Consider the following 23,875-nt stretch of genomic DNA (forward strand, 5'->3'; position numbering starts at 1 on the left):
CTTGTTAAGGCTCGCGCGGTTTCGTAATCAATTGTTTCGTATGGGCCGGCAGGCACGCGACATGCGCAAAAAAGCCCGCTCGAAAGCGGGCTGCGTGCATCGCGATGCGAGCCGATGCGGCTCGCGGCGCGCTTACTGACGGTGGTAGATTTCGGCGCCGGTCTTCACGAACTCGACCGCCTTGACCTCCATCCCTTTCTTCAGCGCCTCGGTTTCCGACACGCCCTGCTGGGCCGCGAATTCGCGCACGTCCTGCGTGATCTTCATCGAGCAGAAATGCGGGCCGCACATCGAGCAGAAGTGCGCGACCTTGGCCGAATCCTTCGGCAGCGTCTCGTCGTGGAATTCGCGCGCCTTGTCCGGGTCGAGACCGATGTTGAACTGGTCTTCCCAGCGGAACTCGAAACGCGCTTTCGACAGCGCGTTGTCGCGCACCTGCGCGCCCGGGTGACCCTTGGCGAGGTCGGCTGCGTGCGCGGCGAGCTTGTACGTGATGATGCCTTCCTTCACGTCGTCCTTGTTCGGCAGGCCAAGGTGCTCCTTCGGCGTCACGTAGCACAGCATCGCGGTGCCGAACCAGCCGATCATCGCGGCGCCGATGCCCGACGTGATGTGGTCGTAACCCGGCGCGATGTCGGTGGTCAGCGGCCCGAGCGTGTAGAACGGCGCTTCCTTGCACCAGTCGAGCTGCAGATCCATGTTCTCCTTGATCAACTGCATCGGCACGTGGCCGGGGCCTTCGATCATCACCTGCACGTCGTGCTTCCACGCGATCTGCGTGAGCTCGCCGAGCGTCTTCAGCTCGCCGAGCTGCGCTTCGTCGTTCGCGTCGTAGATCGAGCCGGGGCGCAGGCCGTCGCCGAGCGAGAAGCTCACATCGTACGCCTTCATGATCTCGCAGATCTCTTCGAAGTGTTCGTACAGGAAGCTTTCCTTGTGATGCGCGAGGCACCACTTCGCCATGATCGAGCCGCCGCGCGACACGATGCCCGTCATCCGGTTCGCGGTGAGCGGCACGTACTGCAGGCGCACGCCCGCGTGGATCGTGAAGTAGTCGACGCCTTGCTCGGCCTGTTCGATCAGCGTGTCGCGGAAGATTTCCCACGTCAGGTCCTCGGCCTTGCCGTTGACCTTCTCGAGCGCCTGATAGATCGGCACCGTGCCGATCGGCACCGGGCTGTTGCGAATGATCCACTCGCGCGTTTCATGAATGTGCTTGCCGGTCGACAGATCCATCACCGTGTCGCCGCCCCAGCGGATCGCCCACGTCATCTTGTCGACTTCCTCGCCGATCGACGACGTGACGGCCGAGTTGCCGATGTTCGCGTTGATCTTCACGAGGAAGTTGCGGCCGATGATCATCGGCTCGGATTCCGGGTGGTTGATGTTCGCGGGAATGATCGCGCGGCCGCGTGCGACTTCGTCGCGCACGAATTCGGGCGTGATCTCGGCGAGCGCGTTCGCGCCGAAGGCCGCGGCGCCGAACGCCTGGCCGGGGTGCTGGCGGCCCATCATCGCGGCGAGCTTCGCACCGTTCGGGCCGCTCGACTTCAGGCTCTCGATGTACTCGGCGCGGCGCTGGTTCTCGCGGATCGCGATGTATTCCATTTCCGGCGTGATGATGCCCTGGCGCGCGTAGTGCATCTGCGTGACGTTCTTGCCGGCCTGCGCGCGGCGCGGGTTGCGGTGCAGGCCCGGAAAGCGCAGGTCGGCGGTGGCCGGGTCGGCCGCGCGCTCGAGGCCGTACCGGCTCGACAGGCCGGGGAGCACCTCGGTGTCGCCGCGCGCTTCGATCCAGCGCTGGCGCAGCGCGGGCAGGCCCGCGCGGATGTCGATCTTCGCGTCCGGATCGGTGTAGGGGCCCGACGTGTCGTACACGTAGATCGGCGGATTCTTTTCGCCGCCGAAGCCGGTCGGGGTGTCGGCCTGCGTGATTTCACGCATCGGCACGCGGATGTCGGGCTGCGAGCCGGTTACATACACCTTTCGCGAATTGGGCAGCGGCGCGACGGCAGCGGCGTCGACGTGGGCGTCGGCGGACAGAAACTTCGGATTGGCGTTCATGCAATCTCCTGTGTGAGCGCCGGACAGGCGCTTCGGCGCTTGCCCGGAGCCCTTGACGAATGTGGGGCTCGAGCTAAGCAGGAGACGAGGCTTGGTGAGGCGGCGGATTTCGTCAGAGGGATGGCGGCGAAACCCGTACGCTTCCCTGCGCTGGCATTATCCAGATCAGGTTCAAAGGGTATTTCTCACCCGCAATGCCGGTCGTTCGACCGAACGCATTGCAGGACCCCCGCGTTAGCAAGGGCACACGATACACCGGCTTGCCGGCGGTTTCAACCGGGTGCGAAGCCGATGGCGCCGGGCGGCCGGCGGATCGCGGCCGCCGGTGCGCGCACGGTGCGCCGCAGCAAGCGCTGCCGTCGATCCGCCATGTCGTCCGGGACGGAAGGGGCGGGCAGTGCAGCATTTCCATCCCGTGTTTCCGGTTTCAAAAAATTTTTCGACATCGCTGTCATTTCCGGCGGCGTCCTCCGTCTATTCGGCTCCCAAACCCATGTATCGGAGAGATGTCATGAAAAACGTATTCCTCGCCGCCTGTGTCGCCGCGCTTGCCACGATCGCAACGGGCGCCTACGCGCAGAACGACGCAATGTCGAAGGACGGCATGTCGATGTCGAAGGACGCGATGGGTCACGACGCGATGGCGAAGGACGGCGCGATGAAGAAGGACGGCATGAAGAAGCATGCGATGAAGAAGGACGCGATGGGCCACGACGCGATGAAGAAGGACGACGCGATGAAGAAAGACGCGATGAGCCCGTCGAACTGACGAATGCGTGCGCGGGGCGCGGCCGGCCGGTTGCCGGTGCGCACCGCGTCCCGCCGCTTCATCCCCGGAGTCATCATCATGCAAACGGTTCCTGTCACGGATCGCGCGGGCGTGCCGCCGCCCGCGCCGACGATCCATCCGCGCTGGGTGCGCGCGAGCCACTGGCTCAACGCGCTCGCGGCGATCCTCATGGTGTTGTCCGGCTGGCGCATCTACGACGCGTCGCCGATCTATCCGTCGTTCACGTTCGCGCACGGCATCACGCTCGGCGGCTGGCTCGGTGGCGCGCTGCAATGGCATTTCGCGGCGATGTGGCTGCTGGTCGGCAACGGGCTGTTCTACCTCGCGATGTCGATCGCGACGGGGCGCTTCGCGCGCAAGTTGCTGCCGGTGACGCCTGCGTCGGTGTGGCGCGACGTGCGCGCCGCGCTCGGCGGCCGGCTGTCGCACGACGACCTGAGCGTCTACAACGCGGTGCAGCGTGCCGCGTACCTGACCGCGATCGTCGATCTCGTCGTGTTGGTGCTGTCGGGCCTGACGATCTGGAAATCCGTGCAATTTCCGCTGTTGCGCGAGCTGTTCGGCGGTTACGACGACGCGCGCATCGTGCACTTCTGGGCGATGTCGCTGCTGGTCGCCTTCGTCGTCGTTCACGTCGCGATGGCGTTGCTGGTGCCGCGCTCGCTGCTCGCGATGCTGCGCGGCCACTGACCCGCGCGTGGCGGGCGAAGGAAATCATCATGTCGGAATCCGAAAAAAACCGCGGCGAGCCGCGCTGGACGCTCGACCGGCAGTCGCTCGAACTCGACGTGCGCCGCACGCTCGAGATGCCGTCGCGACGGCTCTTCAACCGGCGCGTGCTGACGCTCGGCGGCCTCGCGATGCTGACCGGCTGCACGTTGCAGGACGACGCGTCGGTCAACACGTTCCTCGAGAAAGTGTCGCGCATGAACGATTGCGTGCAGGCGTGGCTGTTCAGCCCCGACCGGCTCGCGCCGACCTACACCGAAGCCGACATCACGCGGCCGTTCCCGTTCAATGCGTACTACGGGATCGACGACGTGCCGCACGTCGACGAATCGACGTATCGGCTCGTGCTGTCCGGCCGCGTGACGGGCAAGCGCGTGTGGACGCTCGACGAGCTTCGGGCGCTGCCGCACGCGGAACAGATCACGCGGCATATCTGCGTGGAAGGGTGGAGTGCGATCGGCCGCTGGGGCGGCACGCCGTTCGGCGCGTTTCTCGCACGCGCGGGTGCCGATACCGGTGCGAAATACGTCGGCTTCAAATGTGCGGACGATTATTACGAAAGCATCGACATGTCGACCGCGCTGCATCCGCAGACGCTGCTCGCGTTCGACTACGACGGCCGCCGGCTGCCGCCGGAATACGGTTTCCCGATGAAGCTGCGGATGCCGACCAAGCTCGGCTACAAGAACCCGAAGCACATCATGGAAATCTTCGTGACCGATACGTTTCCGGGCGGCTACTGGGTCGATCAAGGGTACAACTGGTTCGGCGGCTCGTGACCGGCGCATGCGCGCCGAGATGCATCGCGCATCGGCGTCATGCGGATTCCCGCACCTGAAGCTCGACGTGCAGGTCGGCCGCCGCCGCCATGTTGACGAGCGCGTCGAGCGCGAACAGGTTGATCTTGCCGCGCATCAGGTCGGACACGCGGGGCTGCGTGACGCCCAGCAGTTTCGCGGCCTGTGCCTGGCTGAGTTCGAGCTGCGCGAGGCGTTGCTTGAGCGCGATCATCAGTTCGGACCGCAGCTTCATGTTCTCGGCCTCGGCGGGCTGCTCTTCGAGCGCGTCCCAGATGCTCTTGTAGCGTTCGTTGGTCATCGTTTCCACTCCGTCAACAGGGCGCGATAGCGCCGGGCGGCCAGTTCGATATCGGCCTTGCTCGTGCGCGCCGATTGCTTCCGGAAGCAATGCAGCACATAGACCGCGTCGGCGAACGTCGCGACATAGACGATCCGGAATGCGCCGCTCGCGTCGCGCAGGCGAATCTCCCGAACGCCGACGCCGATGGTGCGCATCGGTTTCCAGTCGTCGGGCGCCAGGCCGCGCTGCACCTGGTCGATCTGATGACCGGCTTCGCGTCGTACGGCAGGCGGGAAATCGCGAAGCGCGTCGAGGGCGCTGCCGATGAAAACGACCGGCTTCGGCGGGAGAATGGGAAGATTATACAAAATTTTGTATGGCGTGAAGGTGCAGTTCGAACGGAGCGCGCGGCGCGCAGCACGCGTCGCCCCGTCACGATAAGGGCGAAACGGCGACGGCCATGTACAACTGGCCGTTCGGCCGACGGCTCGCGTGCGATGGGCCGAACGCGGCACGGGCGGCAATGTCGAGCCCCATTTTTCAGCCGCCGCTTTCATCCGGCGTCGCGCGAAAAATGTCGCGCCGAAACATCAGTCGATATGCTTTCAGACAGGTCCGACGATGCTTTCGAATCCTTAATGCCATAATGCCGAGCGTGTGCAGCCGATACGGTTGCGCACGTTTTTTTTGCCTTTTGCCGCCGCTCGCCGGTTCTCTTTCGTCGCCGTTCGCACTGCCATGTCGTTCCGCACGTTCGCTCTGCCTTCCAGGTCCCGCGTGGGCCGTTTGCCGGCATCGCCGGCGTCTTTCAGCGGAGCGCGCGGCGTGACGTGCGGGCGGGCCGCACGATGACGCCGCTCGACCGCCTCCTCGATTTCCTCGCCCGCTTTTCGTTCCGGATCCGCCTGCCGCAAAGCCGCGGCGGCCGCGTGGCGCTCGCGCTCGTCTTCATCTATTTCGTCTGGGGCTCGACCTACAGCGGGCTGCATTTCGCGCTGCAGTCGTTCCCGCCGCTGTTGCTGTCGGGGCTGCGCAACCTGCTCGGCGGGGTTGGCCTCTTCATCTTCGCGCTGCGGCGCAAGCCCGAATGGCCGACGCTGCTGGAAATCCGCAACGCGGCGATCGTCGGCACGATGCTCGTCGCGTTGTCGTCCGGCACGATCGCGCTCGGCATGCGCACGGTCAGCAGCGGTTCGGCCGCGGTGATGGTGGCCACGGTGCCGTTGTTCGCGACCGTGATCGCGGCGGTCGCCGGGCGGCCGGTGACGAAGGGCGAATGGGCGGCCGTCGCGCTGGGGATGGTCGGCATCGTCGTGCTGAATTCGGGCGGCGCGGCCGCCGCGAACTCGGCGCTCGGCACGATCTGCGTGCTGGCCGGCGCACTGTTCTGGGCAGGCGGTGCGCATCTCGCGACGCGGCTCAAGCTGCCGTCCGACCTGTTTCTGTCGACGTCGCTGCAGATCGGCCTCGGTGGGCTGATGTCGACGATCGTCGCGTGGCTGCTCGGCGAACGCGTCGAACAGCTGGCCGTCGGGTCCGTGTTCGCGTTCGTGTACCTGATGGTGTTCTGCACGATGGCCGCGTACGTCGCGTACGGCTATCTGATCCGCCACACGAGCCCGATCATCGCGAGCAGTTGCATGTACGTGAATCCGATCGTCGCGGTCGCGCTCGGTGCGTTGCTGCTGGGCGAACCGGTGACGATGGCGACCGTGGTCGCGACCGTCGCGATCCTCGGCAGCGTCGGGTTGTCGTTCGTGTTCGATCCGGCGCGCCGGCCCGCGGCGGCGGCCACGGCCACAGGCTCGCCGGCCGTCGCGGCCGAGCAGGCGGGTGCGGCGGACGCTTCCGCCGTCGCCGAGCAGATCGCCACGCCGGATGCGGCGCCGATCCTCGCGCCTTCCGCTGTCCCGCTCGCGGTGCCGGCACCCGCGGCGGTGATGGATCCCGGCGCGGTGATCGACCCGGCTCCGGCGTTCGCGCCGCCGCCCGCGGCCGAGCCGGCCGCCTCGCGCACCGACGCGTGACGCCGCGGTGGCCGGCCGCGCTCAGCCGCGCCGGCCGCCGCGATGGTGGAACCACCCGGCGAGCGCGGTAAACAGCAGGCCGGCCGCGCACATGCCGGTCCAGCCGAACGCGCGCCATGCGGCGACGCCGGCCGACGAGCCGAGCGCGCCGCCGATGAAATAGCACACCATGTACACCGTGTTGACGCGGCTGCGCGCGTCGGGCTTCAGCGCATAGATGCGCGACTGGTTCGAGATCTGCGCGGCCTGTACGCCCACGTCGAGCACGACCACGCCGATTACGAGCCCGACGAGGCTCGACCCCGACAGCGCGAAGATCACGAACGACAGCGCGAGCAGTGCGATCGCGAGCGAGATGATCGCCCGCGGGCCGCGCGTGTCCGCGAAGCGGCCCGCATACGGCGCGGCGAGTGCGCCCGCGGCGCCGACGATCCCGAACAGGCCGGCCGCCTGCGGGCCGAGATGGAACGGCGCGCCGGCGAGCAGCAGCGTGAGCACCGGCCAGAACGCGCTGAACGCCGCGAACAGCGCGGCGCCTGTGAGCGACGCCTCGCGCAGCCCGCGCAGTTCGACGGCCAGGTGCCACATCGAGCCGAGCAACTTGCCGTACGACAGCGTCGACGTCGGCGAGCTGCGCGGCAGCCGCAGCACGATCACGACGGCGAGCGCGACGAGCGCCGCGACCGATGCGGCGAACACCGCGCGCCAGCCGAAATACTCGGCGACGAAACCGGCGGCGGTGCGCGCGAGCAGGATGCCGAGCAGCAGGCCGCTCATCACGGTGCCGACCGCGTGGCCGCGCTCGGCCGGCGGCGCGATCTCGGCGGCGAACGGCACGGCCTGCTGCGCGATGGTCGCGAGGATGCCGATCGCGAGGCTCGCGGCCGCGAGCACGGCCAGCGACGGCGCGGTGGCCGCCACGATCAGTGCGATCGACAGCCCCGCGATCTGCAGCAGGATCAGCCCGCGGCGATCGAAGCGGTCGCCGAGCGGCGCGAGCAGGAACATGCCGGCCGCATAGCCGAGCTGCGTCGCGGTCGGTACCGCGCCGATCCACGATGCGCCGTCCGGAAAGGCCGAGCGGAAGCTGTCGAGCAGCGGCTGGTTGTAGTAGATGTTCGCGACCGACACGCCCGCGATCGTCGCGAGCAGCAACAGCAGGCTGCGCGAGTAGTGGGGCGAGGCGGCGTCGGTCGGGCGGTCGGTGGAGGCGGTGGACATGGCGGCAGGCACGGAGTGGGGCGGCGCGGCAGGCGGCGCACGCGTCGGGTGCGCAGGCGGGCCGGGCGCCGGTCGAGGTTGCCGATCATACCGGAGCGACGTGAATCCTGCCGGCGGCGAACCGGCCCAACGGCCCAACCCCAACGGACCGGCCGCCGCCTGTCACGGCACGCGCTTCACGTCGTTCAGTCGACCAACTCGCCGGTCGGCTCATAGAACGGATACGGTCCCGCCCCTTCGTCCACGTAGACGTGATGCGACGTCATACCCGTCTCGGGTGCATGGCGATGGACCGCGAACGCCGGCGGTTCGAGCCGGAATGCGGACGGCGCATCGGCTCGCAGGTCGAAGGCGACCTGGTGCGCGGGCGACGGCACCGCGCACGCGAGCGTGCCGCCGAAGCGCGTGAACATCGTGCGGTGCACGTGGCCGCACAGCACGCGCTCGACGTTCGGATGACCGCGCAGCAGCGCATCGAGTTTCGCGGCGGCGGCGGGCGCGAGACGCAGCTTGTCCATGTGGCCGATGCCCGACGCGAACGGCGGGTGATGCAGCGCGACGATCGCGGGCCGGTCGCGCGCGGCGTCGAGCTGCGCGGCGAGCCACGCGAGCCGCGCGTCGCAGAGGTCGCCGTGGCTCGCGCCCGGCACTTGCGAATCGAGCGCGAGCACGCGCACCGCACCGACGTCGAGCGCGTACTGCACGAATTCGCCGTCCTGCAGCTCGGCGCGATCGGCGAACGCGCGGCGCAATCCGGCGCGATCGTCGTGATTACCGATCATCAGGTAGTACGGAATCTCGAGCGCCGCGAGCAGCCCGCGCAGGTTGCCGTACTCTTCATCGTGGCCGAAGTCGGTCAGGTCGCCGGTGACGAGCACGGCGTCGGGGCGCGGCACGAGCGCGTTCAGCTTCGCGATGCAGCGGGCGAGCGCGGCCGCCGTATCGACGCGCCGGTACGCGAGCTGGCCCGGGCGCTTGATGTGGAGATCGCTGATTTGAGCAAGCAGCATCGTCGTTCCTCGGAATCGTCTGGTTGTTGTCCCGGCGGCGTGCGCCGCCGTGGGGTATTGCGTGAATGATGCCCGATCGAAGGCTTACGCGCCGAGCGCGATCAGGCCTTCCGGCGCGATCGTGAGGCCGACCGCCGTACCGCGTGCGAGCGCGATACGGCCCGGCACGTCGATCACGAGCGCGTCGGGCGCCGCATGCTCGATCGTGAGCCGCGTGCGCTCGCCGAGGAACGCGCACGCGCCGACGGCGCCGCGCAGCGGCGCATGGGCGGGATCGGCGAGCTGCGCATCCTCGGGGCGGAAGAACCATTCGTCGGCCGCATGCGGCGTGACGATCGCGCCGCCCGTCGTTGCGAGCGCGCCGTCGCGCCACTGGCCCGCCAGCCGGTTCAGCGTGCCGATGAACTGCGCGACCGTCCGGTTCGCGGGGTGGTAGTAGATCTCGCGCGGCGTACCGATCTGCTCGATGCGGCCCGCGCCCATCACGACGATCCGGTCGCCGAGCTCCATCGCTTCGGCCTGATCGTGCGTCACGTAGACGGTCGTTACGCCGAGCGCGCGCAGCAGCGTGTTCATGTCGCGGCGCAGCACATCGCGCAGCTTCGCGTCGAGCGCGGTCAGCGGTTCGTCGAGCAGCAGCACGCGCGGGCGCACCGCGAGCGCGCGCGCCAGCGCGACGCGCTGACGCTGGCCGCCCGACAGTTGATCGACCGGTTTGTCCGCATGCGCATCGAGCCGCATCATCGCGAGCAGCTCGTCGACGCGTTCGCGCAACGCGCGCGGTTCGGTCTTGCGGATCTTCAGCCCGTAGCCGACGTTGCCGCGCACCGTCAGGTTCGGAAACAGCGCGTAGTTCTGGAACACCATGCCGACCTGCCGGCGCTCGATCGGCAGCAGGGTGACGTCGTCGTGGCCGAATGCGATCTTGCCGCCGGCGTCCGGCGTGTCGAGGCCCGCGATCAGGCGCAGCGTGGTCGTCTTGCCGCAGCCCGATGGCCCGAGCAGCACGAGCGTTTCGCCGGCGCCGATCGACAGGTCGAGCGGTTCGAGCACGCGGGTGCCGCGGAACGTCTTCGCGCAGCCGGTCAGGGTAATGGGGGTGGAATCGAGTTTCATGTCTGCAAGAAATCAGCGCGGGCGCTTCTTCGGCGCGCGCGTACCGGACGGATCGACGCCGAGCCACTGCATCGCGACGAGCAGCGGCAGCGTCATCAGCAGGAACAGGATCGTGTACGCGCTGCCGACTTCGAGGCGCAGCGACGCATACGTATCGGCGAGCCCGACCGGCAGCGTCTTGGTGTCGGGCGTGTGCAGCATCCACGTGAGATTGAATTCGCCGATCGACAGCGTGAGCACCGCGAGCGCGCCGGCGACGATCCCGGGCCGCAGGTTCGGCAGCACGATCGTGACGAAACGCGTGACGAACGACGCACCGAGGCTCGCCGCGCCTTCCTCGAGCGTGCGCAGGTCGGCGCCGGCCGCGATGGCCGCCACCGCGCGCACCATGAACGGCAGCGTGAACACGACGTGGCCGACGACGATGAACCACAGGCTCATCCGGAATGCGGTGAAGCCGCCGTACACGACCAGCAGCGCGAGCGCCGAAGCCAGCCCCGGCAGCGCGACCGGCAGCACGAGCGCTTCCTCGATCGCACGCGCGATGCGGCTCTTGCTGCGCGCGAGCGCATAGCCGGCCGGCACGCCGACGACGAGCACGATCGCGAGCGTCGCGAACGCGACGTAGAGCGACAGCGCGACCGAGCCGTGATACTGCTGCCACACTTGTTCGAGCCAGCGCAGCGTGAGGCCGCTCGACAGGCCGCGGAAATAGTTGACGGTCAGCCCTGCGAGCACCGACATCACGACGGGCACGATCAGGAACGCGCACAGCAGCAGCGTGACGCCCCATTGCAGCGCGGCGATCGCACGCGCGCCGGCGACGCGCGGCGCATGCCGCGCGGCGCGCGTCGTTTGCAACGGAGCCGGGGCGGGGGCGGGGGCCGGCGACGGCGTGGAAGAGCCGGAAAGCGATTGCATGCGGGAATCCTCAGGCCGCGGCAGCGGCGGTGTGACCGGTGAAGCGGCGCGCGAGCGCGAGCACGGCCCAGGTGACGATGCCGAGCACGATCGACAGGCCGGCCGCCGTCGCGATGTTCGCGTTCAGCGTGAATTCGGTGTAGATCGTCATCGGCAGCACGTTCAGATCGGTGGCGAGCGTGAACGCGGTGCCGAACGCGCCCATCGCGGTCGCGAAGCAGATCGCGCCGGCCGCGATCAGCCCCGGCGCGAGCGCGGGCAGCACGATGTCGACGAAGATGCGCCACGGCGACGCGCCGAGCGAACGCGCGGCTTCCTCGAGCGACGCGTCGAGCTTCGACGCGGCCGCGATCACGGTGACGACCACGCGCGGAATCGAGAAGTACAGGTAGCCGACGAACAGGCCCGCCACCGAATAGGCGAACACCCATTTGTCGCCGACGAGCTTCGCCGACAGCATGCCGATCAACCCCTGGCGCCCCGCGAGCATGATCACCATGAAGCCGACGACGACGCCCGGGAACGCGAGCGGAAACGTGAGCAACGCGAGCAGCACGCGCTTGCCGGCGAATTCGCGGCGCGCGAGCAGCAGGCCGGAAACGGTCGACAGCGCGAGCGTCGCGAGCGTGACGCCCGCGGACAGCGCAACCGTCTCGCCGAGGCTCTTCATGTAACGCGCGTTGCCGAGCAGCGCCGCGTAGTGCGAGAAGAAGGCGCCGTCGGCGGACACCTGCACGAGCGCAGCCATCGGCAGCAGCCAGAACGCGGCGAATACCGCCAGCGCCGGCGCGACGAGGGCGACGCGCCAGCGCAGCGGGAAAGTCAGGTCGAGCATGACGTGGGACCGGCCGCTTACTGCATCACCTGCAGGTACTGCTGGCCGAACGCCTGCTGGCCGGCCGCCATCTTGCCGAAGTCGACCGACTTCGCCCGCGCGTATTCGCTCGCCGGCAGGAACTTCGCGGCGACGTCGGCGCCGAGCGCCTGCGCGCGCACCGGGCGCAGGTACGCGTTGGCCCACAGCTTCTGGCCTTCGTCGGACAGCACGAAGTCGAGCACTTTCTTGCCGTTCGCGTCGTGCGGCGCACCCTTCACGAGGCTCATCACGTACGGCACCGCGATCGTGCCTTCCTTCGGGATCACGAACTCGACGTTCGCGTTGTCCTTGTATTTCGCGCGATACGCATCGAAGTCGTAGTCGAGCAGGATCGGAATCTCGCCGGACAGCACGCGTGCATACGCGGTCTGCTTCGGCACGATCGGCGCGTTCGCCTTCAGCTTGCGGAACCAGTCGAGGCCGGGCTTGAAGTCGTCGAGGCTGCCGCCGAGCGCCTGGTTGACGGCGACCGCGCCCGCATAGCCGACGAACGCGCTCGACGGATCGAGATAGCCGACCATGCCCTTGTATTCGGGCTTCAGCAGATCGGCCCACGAACGCGGCACCGGCTTGCCGTCGAGCGCGTCCTTGTTCACGAAGAAGCCGAGCGTGCCCGAGTGGATCGCGAACCAGTAGCCTTGCGGGTCCTTCAGGTTCGCGGGAATGTCGTTCCAGTGTGCGGGCTTGTACGGCGCGATCACGCCCTTGTCCTTCGCCTGGAACGCAGACGACACGCCGAGGTAGACGACGTCGGCCACCGGGCTCTTCTGCTCGGCGATCAACTGCGCGATCGACTGGCCCGAGTTCTTGTTGTCGAACGGCACGCGGATGCCGGTCTTCTGCTTGATCGCGGCGATCTGCGCGGCCCAGTCAGCCCATTCGGGCGGGCAGTTGTAACAGATTGCCGTTTCGTCGGCGTGGGCCGCAGGGGCGCCGGCGACGAGCGCGGCAAGGGCGAGCGGCGCGGCAAGCGTGCGCAGCAGCAAGGTCAGGCGAAAGGACACGGTGAGTCTCCGGGCGAGTGGGTGTAGCGCTGGGGGGATATCGGTATGCGTGGCGGCGGCCTGCGATCACGCCTCGCGCAAGTGCAGCTCGGCAGCCGGCGGTGCGACCGTCGCGCCGTCGCGCACCGCATGCGGCAGGATCATCGACGTGCGCTCGATCGCCGCGCCGCCGATGCATTCGACGAGACGCTGCCACGCTTGGCGGCCGATGTCGCGGTTCGGCGTCGCGACGCTCGCGAGCGGCGGCGCGAGCAGCTCGCCGATCGCGATCCCGTCGAAGCCGAGCACCGACAGGTCGTCGGGGATCGAGAAACCCGCGCGGCGCAGGCCGCGCATCACGACCATCGCGAGCAGGTCGTTGCTGCAGAAGAGGGCGGTCGGACGCGTGGCGTGCGCGGTGAGATGCGCGAGCACCGCATCGGGTAGCTCGGGCGCGGTGAAGTCGACTTCGACGGGCGGCAGCGGTGCGACGCCGGCTTCGTCGAGCGCTTGCGCATAACCGAGATGACGCTGGCGTGCGCGATCCGACGCCGCGAGCGAACCGGCCAGCATCAGCACGCGGCGGTGGCCGCGCGCGGTCAGCAGCCGCACGCCGTCATAGGCGGCGCGGCGGTTGTCGACCGACACCGACGGGCGGCGCTGCGTGTCGTTGTGCATCAGCACGTAATGTGGACCGTCGCGGTCGAGCATGTCGAGCAGCGGATGCGTGTCCGCGTCCGCGACGGTGAGGATCAGCCCTTCGACGCGCTGCTCGCGCAGCGTCTCGATCGCATGACGTTCGCGCGCCGCGTCGTATTCGGTCGTCATCAGGATCAGCTTGAAACCGGCCGCGGTCGCGAGCGCGTCGATGCCTTGCAGGCAGTCGGCGAACACCGGGTTCGACAGCGTTGGCACGACGACGCCGACGAGCCGCGTGCGCTCGCCGCGCAGTTGCCGGCCGAGCGGGCTCGGGCGGAACTGCAGCGTGTCGATGGCGGTGCGGATCGTCTGCAGCGTGGCGGGGCTGACGGTATGCGGCGCGTTGATCGCACGCGAAACGGTGGCGATCGAGAAGCCCGCGAGGGCGGCGACGTCCTTGATGGTCGAGGTCATGAAGTCATGCGATGTAAACGTTTTCGGCCGGGGAATTATCGAAAACGTTTGTGACTTCGCGATGACGCATGCGACGTTGTTTCGCGACAAGCACGATACAAACGTCAGACGGTTGAGGCCGTCGGACACGCGCGGTCGATTGTATCGGCACGAAGGTGCGGCGCGGGACGAAATCGTCGGCCGTGTGGTATCGGTGTCGTATCGGTGTCGAATGCGCGGGAGGAAACGGTGCGACGATGGCCGGTGTCGCGCTGCGGCGCGGCGGAATGAGGGAACGCATGCGCCAAGCAATGGTAGAATCGCGTCCGCCCTCTTGCCGGGGTGATGAAATTGGTAAACATAGCGGACTTAAACGATTGAGTGCCCGGCCGGAAACGGTCGGTGCAGAACCCTTCAAATTCGGCGAAACCCCTGATGTACGCATCGAGGCAACGCCGAGCCAAGCCTCGCGGCACTCGCGAGGAAGGTGTAGAGACTAGACGGGGGGCACCTAAGGCGCACGGGCAGCGGTCACGCCCGCGCGCGATGGTGAAGGCATAGTCCAGCGCACGAACGGTTCGCGCATGCGACGCCGGCTTCGAAAGAAGCAGTGTGACGAAAATCCGCCGCCTTAATTGGCTTGCCGGTTCAAGTCCGGTCCCCGGCACCACATATACTCCCAAGTATCTCCACGGTTGGCCAAAAATCCCTTTTAGTCAAGGACTTGCGGGGATTTTTGATGCCATGGTTGCCAATCGTTTCCCATTGACACCCACGAAATCTGGGGGCATCGTTGGGGGCAGTTTTCCTGATCAGGGGCATCGAAATGCCCCCATGCTCAAATGCCCCTTGCCGATGTCGCTGTCCGTGCGGCCAAGCCTCGTGAAAAGTCCTACAAACTGGCCGACGGCCAAGGCATGTACTTGGAGATCATGCCGAACGGGTCGAAGTACTGGCGATTAAAGTATCGCATCGACGGTAAGGAGAAACGGATGGCCCTCGGGGTCTATCCGGCCGTGACGCTGCTGGCTGCGCGTAAGGCCCGCGACGGCATCAAGGATCAGTTGCGCAGGGGCCTTGATCCGTCACACGAAAAGAAGCGTGTAAAGCTGCAGCGGAGTGTCGATCGCGAGAACTCCTTCGAGCCTATCGCTCGCGAGTGGCATGAGCAGCGGAAGGGATCGTGGAGCGAGGGGCACGCAATACGGGTCATGAAGCTGCTTGAGCGAGAGCTGTTTCCGGTGCTCGGCGCGCGACCGATTGCCGAGATCACCGCGCCGGAGTTGCTTGCAGTGATTCGAAAAATCGAGGTGCGCGATGCCATCGAGCTCGCGCACAAGGCAATCCAGGCAACGAGCCAGATCTTTCGGTACGCCATTGCCACGGGCCGGGCCGAGCGTGACCCTGCGCCGGATCTCCGGGGCGCGCTGAAGACACGTACCGTCGTGCACATGAAGCGCGTCAGCGAGGCTGAACTGCCTGAACTCATGCAAAAGATCAGTGCGTACGAGGGTGACTACCAGACTCGTTTGGCACTGCAGTTCATGGCGCTGACGTTCGTCCGTACGAGCGAACTTCGGTTTGCGGAATGGACCGAGATCGATGAGAAGAAGGAATGGCGCATCCCGGCCGAGAAAATGAAGATGCGCACGCCGCACCTCGTGCCGTTGTCGAAACAGGCGCTCGAGGTGATCGCGAAGCTACGGGAGCTGAACGGCAACGGCCAGTATCTGTTCCAGAATCGTTCGAGCTCCAAGAAGCCAATGAGCGAGAACACAATAATTTTCGCGCTGTACCGGATGGGTTACCACTCGCGGATGACGGGGCACGGTTTCCGCGGCCGTGCGTCGACCATCCTGAACGAGCACAATTTCAACCGGGACTGGATCGAGCGTCAACTGGCTCACAGCGAGCGGGACGGAGTCCGGGCAGCGTATAACCATGCGGAGTACCTACCCGAGCGCCGGAGGATGATGCAGTGGTGGGGCGGCTATCTCGAGAGGGCGTCCCACTTGTACAACGACCGCCCAAGGGACGCATGAGGGTACGAGGTAGTCTGATTTGATACTAACTCCTGCCGCATGCGTGAGCGGGCATATATCGGTGCGCTGCGCTATCCGGGCACTCTCAGATTTTGTGCCCGAAGTGCGGGATCTTCACAGAACTAAGCAGAGAAACCACGCCCCAACTCTCAGGGTCGCGCACGATCATGGTCTGAGACTGCGCATTTCCCGCCAACCGTGAGCAAGATAGTGCTCCTCAGCGCCAACGCCGGCAGCGCGCACGTCTGGATTGGCAGCGAGGTAAAGTTCAGCGTCGAAATCGGCAGGGAGCCCGCGAGTCACATGTGCTGATCCCACTCGCTCGATAGGGATTTGTCGCCCGAGGTACGCATTTCTCGTGATCTCGCCCGTTACGATGTTCGGTAGCTCGCGGAACGCGATATTCCCGTAGAACGGATCGGACCACATCGGCGTGTAGTAGGCACAGTCTTCGAAATAGTAGTGAGTCACCTGCGACCAGCGGGTTTTTGTCTTGTCGAGCTGCTTCGTCCCACCGTGCAATAGATTGGCAAGCCAGATCAGAGCTTGGCCCTTTTTGGCGCGAAATGTCTGCGGTTTTATCTCGTGAGCCTCAACAAGTGCCCGCCACATCGATTCGTAAACCGACTGCGTCGGCTTGCGTTCGAGGTGAGTCGCGCAAATGCCAATGTGCTCGTTCGTGAAGATCGGCCATTTGTGGCTGCCAGGGTAGTAGAGCAACGGGCCTGCGTCCTCACCGATGTCTTCGAAGGCCGTCCAGACGCCGCACATGAAACGCTCGGGAGCCGAACTAAAGTGCACTGCATCCGTATGCATGTGCTGCTGCGTTCCGACTGGGAAATTGAGCGTTTGGAACGGCCATGCGCGGCGCCCGAAGAGTTTCGTTAGCAGATCGAGGATATGCGAGTTCGTTGCGATCCGCTTCACGTCGTCGTTGAACTTCCACGCATCTTGAATCCGAAGGCCATCCCCGACTTCGTAACCCTCGTCAAACCAGTAGTCCCATTTGTATTGATCACGCAAATCGTTCTTAATACGTTCGGCGAGCTGATCGAACTCGATGTCCGGGAAATCGATGATCGCGAAGCCGTTGTGGTGCAAATCATGGGCGATTCTCTGTATTTCTAGATCGACTCCTTCAGCTTCGAATATTTGTCTGAAAAATGGCGACTCGACAGATGGGACACCCGGCAGCGGGTTTTCGAATATCTGCGACATGTTGGTCTCCAGCCTAGTTTTTTTGGTATGGGGAGTGTAACGTTATGGAAAGGTTTTTGTTGTATAGGGGATAACGCCTAGTGCTGCGACTAGGAACTTCGTGCACTAGCTTCTGAGCACATGTACTGGTCAAGCGGGGGAAAAAGTCCGGTCGTCGACCTGCGATCTGATGACGGGGGAAATGGCCGACGACGTCGAACGTCGAGGCAGCGCGTGCGATGCTGCAGTTATACCCGGCTGAGGACATGGTAGCCGAACCTTTGTAGTCGACGATTGGCTAACTAATAAAATATCTTATCGTTCCATCGAGATTGCGATTATCACCGTCATACAATGCTGCCGATTTTAACTTGAACAAGGGCGTATGAAAAATCTTCTCAACTCGCTCAGACTAACTGTGTGGACCGCTGAGTTCGCATGGAAGCTAGTAACGTTCGGAATTGTTGCGGCTGGAGGGACCACAGCCGGCGTACTGGCAAGTGCCGCCCAGATGTTTCAAGGCCTCGGTATGCTCGGTTGGTACGGGACGGGTTTGATCGCTGCTTTATTGACTGCCGTGATCATCTATCTCGTTCGGGCGTCACAGCGAGCGGCAGCGGAGGCGTCGGTTGCATCCGCGATTGCTGCCAAATCAACACGTATCAACCCTCTCCGTGCCAATTTTTCGGACGAAGTGATTCATATTGCGGACTTGCATCTACCTGGCAAGCAACTGCATGAGCACAAACAGTTTCGTAACTGTAAATTTGTTGGTCCAGGCGCCATAGCATTGGGTGGAGGCACGTTTGTGCGAAATAACTTCCATGATTCCGGTCATATTCTCACGGTCCCGGAAAACACTGTCATTACGGGCGTAACCATGCTCTTAAATTGCACGGTTGAGGATTGTGAGTTCTATCGAACGACGTTGCTTATACCGAGGGGGTCCGCCGATGTCTTTCGAAATATTCCTGGGGCGCAAGTCGCGATGTGAAAGATTATGAAAGGCAATTTATCTCTATGTGCTGAGATGGCCGAGGTGGCGACGAACACGGGACTGTTCAGAACACGTAGGTAATCGGCCGTTGAGATTGACAGAACGTCTCGCCCTTGAGGAAATTTCAGAAAGGAAGAAGGGGAGCGGGACCCGCTAGACCCTGTCAGTGCGACCACGGCGCTGGTCATACCCCTTAAGGGCAGCGGCGAGCTGTTTGTCGATGAATGCAGCCAGGTCGGTTATGTGGACTCCTTTGGCGCACTTCTGCGATCGTTCCATCCTGATCACGGGCAGCGCAATCTCACCGGACGAGATCTTGCGCATCAGGTTCGGCAACGTCAGTGGTTCAAAGAAGTCGCGGCAGACATCCTCGATCGGAATGATCGCGCGAACACCATACTGTGCCATGAGCATGAAGACTGTATTCATTGAGCGGGCGCTCCGAGATCGAAGGCGGGCGATCACGGCCGCCCGATGAATCAACCGCCAAGCCGGTGAGTAACGTTGCCAGGTGCATTGATGAACCCCGTTCCCTTGCCGCCGGCGACTTTGAGGTGCTCGACCTCGACCTTCGCAGAATTGATGATGACTTGGGCTACGTCTGCGATGGCCTTCGCACGTTCGATTTCCATCGGTTTCTCTTTGTCAGTCAGGGCCTCAAGAGCGTTGAACAAATGATTGCGCAGTGCGTCAATGTTTTTCATGAATTTTCCTCTTCAGTTTGTTATGCAAACGAATTACGTCACGAAGCTCAGGTGGAAGTGATTTGGTCAGCATTGCCACTTTCCGAGATTTTTCCTGCATGTACTCTTTGGTTTTCGTGACGCCGTGATCGGCCGCCATAGCCCAGACGGCTCGAATGGATACCCCCAATTCCTGAGCCATGTCGGCTGTATCGCGACTTGGATAGTCGCGTACGAGCATCTCGATTTCAGCGTCGCTCCAGACCTTGGGCGCGTTCCGATCTCTCCGCTTGAATTTCATATGCGAGAAGTTCGACACGAGATCCGGCGTAGGGAAATACACATTGACAGTTCGGCTGTACAAGGGCCTTTTTTCCACGCGGATCAGGCCGCGCTGAACGTAACCGTACGTCCGTCGAGTGATGAAGCCAACAGGTACATTCAGTAGCTTCTCGATCGTCACAGAATCAATGCCTGGTTGATCGATGATCAATGCAAGCGCAGCTTGTACGTCCGAGTCCATGTCGGCATCCTCGCTGAGTCGAAAACGTTCTGTCGAGCGCGTATCCTGCCGTGCAAAAAATCGGTAGGTGATGGAAATTGCTCGTCGGAATCTTCGTGTTGATCAGAAGAATCAATTTGCGCATCAGTCAGTGCGGTGGCGGTCGGGTGCACGCGGCAGAAAGTACAGAACGCTATACGGAGCGACAGAGAATCTATACATCTTCGTATAGTGTCCTAAACGTTTGTCACGCCATCGACGATGTGAAGACGAGAAGCAGTGCTTCTTTTTTCGGGTGGTTGCTCGATAGACAGAACGTCGGAGCGGTGGAGTCGTCACTTCATTTTTTGGGCTGGCAAGAAACATGTTGATCTGCCCGATGGGAATCCGGCCGCAGCCGTTGAGCTTGAGCGCGCCGGACCGCACCATCTCGCCGACGACTGCGGCACTTAGGCCAAGCGTGTCGGCAGCTACTGCCTGAGTTTACAAATTCCCCCTTGACGCTTCGGTGACGCATCGCTATCCCACCACGCCCACACGTAGACAGGGAGATCGGCGATCGATGCACTCTTGAAGAAGACCGGCTTGATCGTCGTGTACCCACGATTGACGAGGATGTGCGTGTAGTCGCTGAAAGCTTTTCGGATAGACTGGCCGACGTCGGTGGTCGCGAGGTATCGCACGTGCGCCCTCGTTAAATCGACTCGCGCTGCAAGCTGCGGACAAGCATTGCGGCGTCACGGCGGACCTCGATCGGGATTCGCTGGTTTGCGACCACCTCGCGAACGAACTTGCCGAGGAGAATGACAGCCGAGACGTCAGTCCGAATCGGCTTGACGCTACATGTTGGTTCGCCGCCACATTGTTTTATGTTCTTCATATGCTTGCCCCTCCGGTTGTGCCGGATCTCTGTCCCAAATTGCAGTCAAAGTGTCCGGGGGCATATGTGGGGGCATGCAGAAAATACGAATCCGCAAAAAGCTGATGAATATTGGGTGCGGCGGATCAGTGCAAGTCCGGTCCCCGCACCATCGATTGCGCCGATTCGATGGAGGTGTGAAAAACCCGCGAGAAATGCAGCGCTCGCGGGGTTTTTTGTTTGGTGCGGATGCATGCAGCGCCACGCGCGTGCGGCTCGGGCTGCGCGTCGATGCGACGAAAGCGACGCCATGTGATACTTGGCACGCGCTTCTTACCGACGCATTCCAACGCAGTTCGCCTCTCGCAATCCCATCCGTCATGACCGACTCGACCCATCACTATTACGAACCGTCGCAAGGCCACGGTCTGCCGCACGATCCGTTGAACGCGATCGTGGGCCCGCGCCCGATCGGCTGGATCTCCTCCCGCGGCAGCGACGGCACGCTCAATCTCGCGCCGTACAGCTTCTTCAACGCGTTCAACTATCGCCCGCCGATCATCGGTTTTTCGAGCACCGCCGCGAAGGACAGCGTGCGCAACGTGCAGGAGACCGGCGAGTTCGTGTGGAACCTCGCGACACGCGATCTCGCCGAGCAGATGAACCAGACCTGCGCCGCCGTGCCGTACGACGTGAACGAATTCGAACTGGGCGGCTTGACCGCGGTGCCGTCGCGCCTCGTCGACGTGCCGCGCGTCGCGGAAAGCGGCGTGAACTTCGAATGCAAGGTGACCGACGTGATCCGGCTGCGCGATCATCGCGGTGTCGAGACGCCGGCCACGCTGGTGCTGGGCGAGGTCGTCGCCGTTCATATCCGCCATGACCTGCTGAAGGACGGCATTTTTGACACGTTTGGCGCGGGCATCATTCTTCGTGCGGGCGGCCCGTCGGCCTACGTGCACGTGACGCCCGACAGCCGCTTCGACCTGTTCCGTCCCGACGCGTGATCGATCGCGCGTCGCAGTAAGCTGGCAAGCGGGCGCACGCGCGCCCAAACCTGAAAGACCCCGCAGAGATCGAGGATTTCGCGGGGTCTTTTGCTTCGTACCCTCACATGATCGGGACGCGCCGATCCGTCGGCGACGCCCGATCGTCGCCCGCCCGACGACCCTGCACCGCAAAACCCGTGCTGCGCCGACTCCGCCGGCCGCACCTCACGCACTGCGGCGATCCGCCATGGCAAATCTGCTCACCGCGAACGAGCGGCTTGGGCATCGACGTCCGCCGCTGCAAGGCATAGATTTCCAAGGTTGACGTGCTTATCCGCGCGTCAGCTCGCGCGCAGGCCGGCAACCGGCCTGCGCGTTCCCAAACAGCGTGAGACACAATCGAGCGTGGAGACGACACGATGAGCCTGTCAGAGCCATTGCGTCTGCATGTGCCGGAGCCCACCGGGCGCCCGGGCTGCAAGACGGACTTTTCCTATCTGCATCTATCGCCGGCCGGCGCCGTCCGCCGCCCGCCGATCGACGTAGCCGCGGCGGACACCGCCGATCTCGCCCGCAGCCTCGTGCGCGTGCTCGACGACAACGGCAAGGCCGTCGGCCCGTGGGCGCCCGATCTCGACGATGCGCGCCTGATCGCCGGGCTGCGCGCGATGCTCAAGACCCGCATTTTCGACGCGCGCATGATGATCGCGCAGCGCCAGAAGAAAATCTCCTTCTACATGTTGAGCCTCGGCGAGGAGGCGATCGGCACAGCGCACGCGATGGCGCTGCGCGACGGCGACATGTGCTTTCCGACGTACCGGCAGCAGAGCATCCTGATCGCGCGCGACGTGCCGCTCGAACGGATGATCTGCCAACTGATGTCGAACGAGGGCGATCCGCTGAAGGGCCGCCAACTCCCGGTGATGTACTCGGATCGCGAGGCCGGTTTCTTCTCCATTTCCGGCAACCTCGCGACGCAGTTCATCCAGGCGGTCGGCTGGGCGATGGCGTCGGCGATCAAGGGCGACACGAAGATCGCGTCCGCGTGGATCGGCGACGGCGCGACGGCCGAAGCCGATTTCCATACCGCGCTCACGTTCGCGCACGTGTACCGCGCGCCGGTCGTATTGAACGTGGTCAACAACCAGTGGGCGATCTCGACGTTCCAGGCGATCGCGGGCGGCGAGGGCACGACCTTCGCCGGACGCGGCGTCGGCTGCGGGATCGCGTCGCTGCGCGTCGACGGCAACGACTTCCTCGCGATCTACGCGGCGTCGAGCTGGGCGGCCGAACGCGCGCGCCGCAACCTCGGCCCGACGCTGATCGAGTGGGTGACCTACCGCGCGGGCGCGCATTCGACGTCGGACGATCCGACCAAGTACCGGCCGAGCGACGACTGGTCGCATTTCCCGCTCGGCGATCCGATCGAGCGCTTCAAGCGCCACCTGATCGCGAAGGGCATCTGGTCGGACGGCGCGCACGATGCGCTGACGGCCGAGCTCGAGGCCGAGGTGCTCGCCGCGCAGAAGGAGGCGGAGAAATTCGGGACGCTGGCCGACGACCGGATTCCGTCGCCGGCCTCGATGTTCGACGACGTATACAAGGAGCTGCCCGCGCACCTGCGCCGCCAGCGCCAGGAACTGGGAGCGTGATCATGGCGCAACACGAGACAGAAACTGCGACGCAGCCGATGACGATGATCCAGGCGCTGCGCTCCGCGATGGACGTGATGCTCGGGCGCGACAGCGACGTGGTCGTGTTCGGGCAGGACGTCGGCTACTTCGGCGGCGTGTTCCGCTGTACCGAAGGACTGCAGAACAAATACGGCAAGTCGCGCGTGTTCGATGCGCCGATCTCGGAAGGCGGGATCGTCGGCGCGGCGGTGGGGATGGGCGCGTACGGGTTGCGCCCCGTCTGCGAGATCCAGTTCGCCGACTATTTCTATCCGGCGTCCGACCAGATCGTGTCGGAAGGCGCGCGGCTGCGCTACCGCTCGGCCGGCCAGTTCACCGCGCCGATGACGATCCGGATGCCGTGCGGCGGCGGCATCTACGGCGGGCAGACGCACAGTCAGAGCCCGGAGGCGATGTTCACGCAGGTATGCGGGCTGCGCACGGTGATGCCGTCGAATCCGTACGACGCGAAAGGGTTGCTGATCGCGTCGATCGAGAACGACGATCCGGTGATCTTCCTCGAACCGAAACGGCTGTACAACGGCCCGTTCGACGGCCATCACGAACGGCCCGTCACGTCGTGGCTCAAGCATCCGGCGAGCGCGGTGCCCGAAGGCTACTACACGGTGCCGCTCGATACGGCCGCCGTCGTGCGCCCCGGCAACGACGTGACGGTGCTCACGTACGGCACGACGGTGCACGTGTCGCTCGCCGCGGCCGAGGAGACGGGCATCGACGCGGAAGTGATCGACCTGCGCACGCTGTGGCCGCTCGATCTCGACACGGTCGTCGCGTCGGTGCGCAAGACCGGGCGCTGCGTCGTGGTGCACGAAGCGACGCGCACCTGCGGCTATGGCGCGGAGCTCGTGGCGTTGGTCCAGGAGCACTGCTTCTACCACCTCGAAGCGCCGGTCGAGCGCACGACGGGCTGGGACACGCCGTATCCGCATGCGCAGGAGTGGGCGTACTTTCCGGGCCCAGCCCGGGTCGGTGAAGCGTTGCGACGCGTGATGGAGGCGTGAG

24 protein-coding genes, 1 pseudogene and 1 riboswitch are annotated in these 23,875 nt (G+C 64.7%); of the genes and pseudogenes, 10 read left to right on the forward strand and 15 right to left on the reverse strand.

From position 1 onward, the window contains the following. Positions 1 to 132: 132 nt before the first annotated feature. Both thiC and WT24_RS34680 read right to left on the reverse strand, forming a co-directional pair. Positions 133 to 2,064 carry a phosphomethylpyrimidine synthase ThiC gene (thiC, locus tag WT24_RS26830; RefSeq protein WP_059792333.1) on the reverse strand — a complete coding sequence of 644 codons (1,932 nt, stop codon included), beginning with the start codon at positions 2,062 to 2,064 and terminating at the stop codon, positions 133 to 135. Positions 2,065 to 2,188: 124 nt separating this feature from the next. Further along, positions 2,189 to 2,305: riboswitch (TPP riboswitch) on the reverse strand. Positions 2,306 to 2,336: 31 nt separating this feature from the next. Continuing rightward, on the reverse strand, positions 2,337 to 2,510 hold the full coding sequence (locus tag WT24_RS34680) for a hypothetical protein (protein WP_156441869.1): 174 nt from the start codon (positions 2,508 to 2,510) through the stop codon (positions 2,337 to 2,339). Positions 2,511 to 2,575: 65 nt separating this feature from the next. Between WT24_RS34680 and WT24_RS26835 the strand changes: the two genes are divergently transcribed. The 3 genes from WT24_RS26835 to WT24_RS26845 all read left to right on the forward strand — a co-directional run bounded on the left by WT24_RS26835 (position 2,576) and on the right by WT24_RS26845 (position 4,362). Next, complete coding sequence (locus WT24_RS26835) at positions 2,576 to 2,833, forward strand: pentapeptide MXKDX repeat protein (RefSeq protein ID WP_059792334.1); 258 nt, start codon at positions 2,576 to 2,578, stop codon at positions 2,831 to 2,833. A gap of 78 nt (positions 2,834 to 2,911) precedes the next feature. Continuing rightward, positions 2,912 to 3,544, forward strand: coding sequence for a cytochrome b/b6 domain-containing protein (locus WT24_RS26840; protein ID WP_059502106.1), 633 nt, complete (start codon positions 2,912 to 2,914; stop codon positions 3,542 to 3,544). A gap of 29 nt (positions 3,545 to 3,573) precedes the next feature. Continuing rightward, complete coding sequence (locus WT24_RS26845) at positions 3,574 to 4,362, forward strand: molybdopterin-dependent oxidoreductase (protein WP_060036333.1); 789 nt, start codon at positions 3,574 to 3,576, stop codon at positions 4,360 to 4,362. A gap of 37 nt (positions 4,363 to 4,399) precedes the next feature. On the opposite strand, the gene WT24_RS26850 is transcribed toward WT24_RS26845, so the two are convergent. Beyond that, a complete protein-coding gene (locus WT24_RS26850) occupies positions 4,400 to 4,681 on the reverse strand; it encodes a helix-turn-helix domain-containing protein (protein ID WP_060036334.1) in 282 nt (93 codons plus the stop codon). Beyond that, positions 4,678 to 5,031, reverse strand: coding sequence for a type II toxin-antitoxin system RelE/ParE family toxin (locus WT24_RS26855; RefSeq protein ID WP_059501875.1), 354 nt, complete (start codon positions 5,029 to 5,031; stop codon positions 4,678 to 4,680). The genes WT24_RS26850 and WT24_RS26855 overlap by 4 nt, the downstream gene beginning before the upstream one ends. 480 nt (positions 5,032 to 5,511) lie before the next feature. Here WT24_RS26855 and WT24_RS26860 point away from each other — a divergent pair, with 480 nt between their 5' ends. Then, complete coding sequence (locus WT24_RS26860) at positions 5,512 to 6,690, forward strand: EamA family transporter (RefSeq protein ID WP_059502113.1); 1,179 nt, start codon at positions 5,512 to 5,514, stop codon at positions 6,688 to 6,690. A gap of 21 nt (positions 6,691 to 6,711) precedes the next feature. Here the strand turns inward: WT24_RS26860 and WT24_RS26865 are convergent, their stop codons facing one another. The 7 genes from WT24_RS26865 to WT24_RS26895 form a co-directional block, all read right to left on the reverse strand. Next, positions 6,712 to 7,911 carry an MFS transporter gene (locus WT24_RS26865; RefSeq protein ID WP_059501877.1) on the reverse strand — a complete coding sequence of 400 codons (1,200 nt, stop codon included), beginning with the start codon at positions 7,909 to 7,911 and terminating at the stop codon, positions 6,712 to 6,714. Between the two features lie 185 nt (positions 7,912 to 8,096). Next, positions 8,097 to 8,921 carry a phosphodiesterase gene (locus WT24_RS26870; RefSeq protein WP_059501879.1) on the reverse strand — a complete coding sequence of 275 codons (825 nt, stop codon included), beginning with the start codon at positions 8,919 to 8,921 and terminating at the stop codon, positions 8,097 to 8,099. Between the two features lie 84 nt (positions 8,922 to 9,005). Continuing rightward, positions 9,006 to 10,037: an ABC transporter ATP-binding protein gene (locus WT24_RS26875; protein WP_060036335.1), complete on the reverse strand. Its 1,032-nt coding sequence runs from the start codon at positions 10,035 to 10,037 to the stop codon at positions 9,006 to 9,008. Between the two features lie 12 nt (positions 10,038 to 10,049). Next, entirely contained in the window at positions 10,050 to 10,958 is a 909-nt protein-coding gene (locus WT24_RS26880) for an ABC transporter permease (RefSeq protein WP_060036336.1), read from the reverse strand. Between the two features lie 10 nt (positions 10,959 to 10,968). Further along, entirely contained in the window at positions 10,969 to 11,793 is an 825-nt protein-coding gene (locus WT24_RS26885; RefSeq protein ID WP_060036337.1) for an ABC transporter permease, read from the reverse strand. Between the two features lie 17 nt (positions 11,794 to 11,810). After that, positions 11,811 to 12,839: an ABC transporter substrate-binding protein gene (locus WT24_RS26890; protein WP_060036338.1), complete on the reverse strand. Its 1,029-nt coding sequence runs from the start codon at positions 12,837 to 12,839 to the stop codon at positions 11,811 to 11,813. A gap of 66 nt (positions 12,840 to 12,905) precedes the next feature. Next, positions 12,906 to 13,931, reverse strand: a complete 1,026-nt coding sequence (locus WT24_RS26895) for a substrate-binding domain-containing protein (protein WP_059501887.1) — start codon at positions 13,929 to 13,931, stop codon at positions 12,906 to 12,908. An 821-nt stretch (positions 13,932 to 14,752) separates the two neighbouring features. Here WT24_RS26895 and WT24_RS26900 point away from each other — a divergent pair. Continuing rightward, positions 14,753 to 15,952, forward strand: coding sequence for an integrase arm-type DNA-binding domain-containing protein (locus tag WT24_RS26900; protein ID WP_060036339.1), 1,200 nt, complete (start codon positions 14,753 to 14,755; stop codon positions 15,950 to 15,952). A 165-nt stretch (positions 15,953 to 16,117) separates the two neighbouring features. On the opposite strand, the gene WT24_RS26905 is transcribed toward WT24_RS26900, so the two are convergent. Continuing rightward, positions 16,118 to 17,170: a phytanoyl-CoA dioxygenase family protein gene (locus tag WT24_RS26905; protein WP_060036340.1), complete on the reverse strand. Its 1,053-nt coding sequence runs from the start codon at positions 17,168 to 17,170 to the stop codon at positions 16,118 to 16,120. A 141-nt stretch (positions 17,171 to 17,311) separates the two neighbouring features. Here WT24_RS26905 and WT24_RS35490 point away from each other — a divergent pair. Both WT24_RS35490 and WT24_RS34685 read left to right on the forward strand, forming a co-directional pair. Continuing rightward, a pseudogene (locus WT24_RS35490) lies at positions 17,312 to 17,436 on the forward strand (DUF159 family protein); the annotation flags it as partial. 98 nt (positions 17,437 to 17,534) lie between these two features. After that, positions 17,535 to 18,143 (forward strand): hypothetical protein, encoded by a 609-nt coding sequence (locus WT24_RS34685; RefSeq protein WP_156441870.1) that lies wholly within the window; start codon positions 17,535 to 17,537, stop codon positions 18,141 to 18,143. A 156-nt stretch (positions 18,144 to 18,299) separates the two neighbouring features. Here WT24_RS34685 and WT24_RS26910 read toward each other — a convergent pair whose 3' ends face one another. From WT24_RS26910 to WT24_RS34690, 3 genes are read right to left on the reverse strand one after another with little or no spacing between them, the layout of a single operon-like run. After that, complete coding sequence (locus WT24_RS26910) at positions 18,300 to 18,575, reverse strand: pyocin activator PrtN family protein (RefSeq protein ID WP_060036341.1); 276 nt, start codon at positions 18,573 to 18,575, stop codon at positions 18,300 to 18,302. Positions 18,576 to 18,625: 50 nt separating this feature from the next. Beyond that, a complete protein-coding gene (locus tag WT24_RS26915) occupies positions 18,626 to 18,850 on the reverse strand; it encodes a hypothetical protein (RefSeq protein ID WP_060036342.1) in 225 nt (74 codons plus the stop codon). Beyond that, entirely contained in the window at positions 18,837 to 19,352 is a 516-nt protein-coding gene (locus tag WT24_RS34690) for a hypothetical protein (RefSeq protein ID WP_156441871.1), read from the reverse strand. Before WT24_RS34690 ends, WT24_RS26915 begins: the two co-directional genes overlap by 14 nt. A gap of 1,218 nt (positions 19,353 to 20,570) precedes the next feature. Here WT24_RS34690 and WT24_RS26930 point away from each other — a divergent pair. The 3 genes from WT24_RS26930 (at position 20,571) to WT24_RS26940 (ending at position 23,874) form a co-directional block, all read left to right on the forward strand. Then, positions 20,571 to 21,197: a flavin reductase family protein gene (locus WT24_RS26930; RefSeq protein WP_059501889.1), complete on the forward strand. Its 627-nt coding sequence runs from the start codon at positions 20,571 to 20,573 to the stop codon at positions 21,195 to 21,197. Positions 21,198 to 21,598: 401 nt separating this feature from the next. After that, the gene (locus WT24_RS26935; RefSeq protein WP_059501890.1) at positions 21,599 to 22,831 is read left to right on the forward strand and encodes a 3-methyl-2-oxobutanoate dehydrogenase (2-methylpropanoyl-transferring) subunit alpha; all 1,233 of its coding nucleotides are present in this window, start codon (positions 21,599 to 21,601) and stop codon (positions 22,829 to 22,831) included. Between the two features lie 2 nt (positions 22,832 to 22,833). After that, positions 22,834 to 23,874 carry an alpha-ketoacid dehydrogenase subunit beta gene (locus WT24_RS26940; RefSeq protein WP_059501892.1) on the forward strand — a complete coding sequence of 347 codons (1,041 nt, stop codon included), beginning with the start codon at positions 22,834 to 22,836 and terminating at the stop codon, positions 23,872 to 23,874. Position 23,875: the final 1 nt, after the last annotated feature.

It is taken from the genome of Burkholderia sp. MSMB1078WGS (assembly GCF_001528895.1).
Classification (GTDB): Bacteria; Pseudomonadota; Gammaproteobacteria; order Burkholderiales; family Burkholderiaceae; genus Burkholderia.